This is a genomic window from Mesorhizobium sp. M7A.F.Ca.ET.027.03.2.1, from assembly GCF_003999175.1.
Taxonomy (GTDB): Bacteria; Pseudomonadota; Alphaproteobacteria; order Rhizobiales; family Rhizobiaceae; genus Mesorhizobium.
Map to the genome: position 1 here is coordinate 1 of NZ_RZOM01001200.1, position 1,729 is coordinate 1,729.

General features: G+C 62.6%; 2 protein-coding genes. One reads left to right on the forward strand and one right to left on the reverse strand.

Features of this window, described 5'->3' with window-relative positions; genetic code table 11:
• A partial coding sequence (locus EN750_RS32935; protein ID WP_127399163.1) for a trimethylamine methyltransferase family protein occupies positions 1-1,511 on the reverse strand: 1,511 nt, incomplete at its 3' end.
• A gap of 90 nt (positions 1,512-1,601) precedes the next feature.
• Here EN750_RS32935 and EN750_RS32940 point away from each other — a divergent pair.
• A partial coding sequence (locus EN750_RS32940) for a LysR family transcriptional regulator (RefSeq protein WP_127399164.1) occupies positions 1,602-1,729 on the forward strand: 128 nt, incomplete at its 3' end.

The following is a 1,729-nucleotide window of genomic DNA, read 5'->3' on the forward strand; positions in this document are numbered from 1 at the left end:
ATGAAATCCATCAGGCCATCGGCGATGCCTTCGTCGAGCTTCGGCTCCTCGTAATCCGCCAGCATGTTGCGCGCCTTCTCGCGACCGCGCGTGTCGTGGTCCTTCGCCCCTTCTGCCTTCCACTGTTCGTACGAATTGAAGTCCATGATCGAGGGTATGAAGAAGGCCGACTCGAAATGTTCGAGCGTGTGTTTGGTGCCGAGGAAATGGCCCTGCGGCCCGACTTCGCGAACCGCTGCCATCGCTTCCTTGAAATCGTCGAACGGAAGGCCGCCTGCATATTTGTACCAGCCAACCAGCTGTTCGCAGTCCGTAGCGAACTTCGAATAGCCGCAGCTCAGGCCGGCCTCCAGCCACCCGGCGGAGTGCCAGATGTAGTTGGCGCCGGCGAGGATGGCGGCATGCATCAGCATGTTGGCCTCGTAGCCCGCCTGGGCGTCGTTGAGCTTCGATCCGACATGGAAGCCTGAGGTGCGCCACGGCAGTTTGTATTTCCGCGCCAGCGCGCCCATCAGGTACATCATCTGGGCCGCCTCCGGCGTGCCGCCCATCGGAGCGCCGGTCTTCATGTCCACGGTGACCATGAACTGTCCGTAGATCTGTGGCGACCCCGGGCGCAGCAGTTGCGTGAAGGCGACGCCCGCCAGCGCTTCCGCATTGACCTGCGCGACTGCCCCGACGGCCGACGCCGAAGTCGAGGCGCCGCACAGTGCGAAGGGTGCGAGGATCAGCGGCTGGTTGCTTCGGGCATAGACCTTCATCGCGTCCAGCATGGTGGCGTCCCACACCAGCGGCGAATTGCAGTTGGTGATCGACACCAGGACCGGATTGTCGCGGACGTAATCCTCGCCGAACACGATGCCTGCCATCGCCATCGTGTCTTCCGCCCGCTCCTTGGACGTGACGATGCCCATGAACGGCTTGTCGGAATGCTTAAGCGCGGAATGGATGATGTGGAGGTGACGCTTCGGTACCGCGATTTCCATCGGCTCGCAAATGACCGAACTCGATGAATGCAGCGCCGGCGCCATGTAGGCGAGCTTGTGGAAATTGTTGAGGTCCGCGAGCGTGCCGTAGCGCCTGTTGTTGTCGAGGTCACGCACATAGGGCGCGCCATACATCGGCACGAAGATGGTATTGTTGCCGCCCACCCGCACCGTACGCTGCGGATTCCTCGCATTGAGCGTGAACTCCGACGGGACCTTCGAGACCAGTTCCATCAGCAGGGCCCGGTCGATCCGCACACGAGTTTCCGAGACATCCGCGCCCGCCGCCTTCCACAGTGCGATAGCCTCGTCGTCGCGGAATTCGCATCCCACCTCTTCGAGGATCAAGAGCGACTCCTCGTGGATTAGCTCGACCGCCTCATCGGGGACCATCTGGTAGACGGGGATCTGGCGGACCAGGGTCGGAAACGACGTTACCGGAGCTCCGCGCAGGGCCTTGCGTCCCAGGCGGCCGCCACTGCGGCGGTTGGCATGTTCGGTCACTTCAGGGGCCGGTGCGTTCATGGCAACTCCATTCCACTCATGAAGGAGCCTAACGCGACAAAATGGTGATGTGACGCTGGAAAATCCTGATCTCTTGTATAAGCTCAGCTTATGCGAAGCCTGCGCCACCTCCTGCCCTCGGCCGGCAGCCTGATCGTCTTCGAGGCGGCCGGGCGGCTGTCGAGCTTCACCGCCGCCGGGCGCGAGCTCGGCATGACGCAGGCCGCCGTCTCCTATGC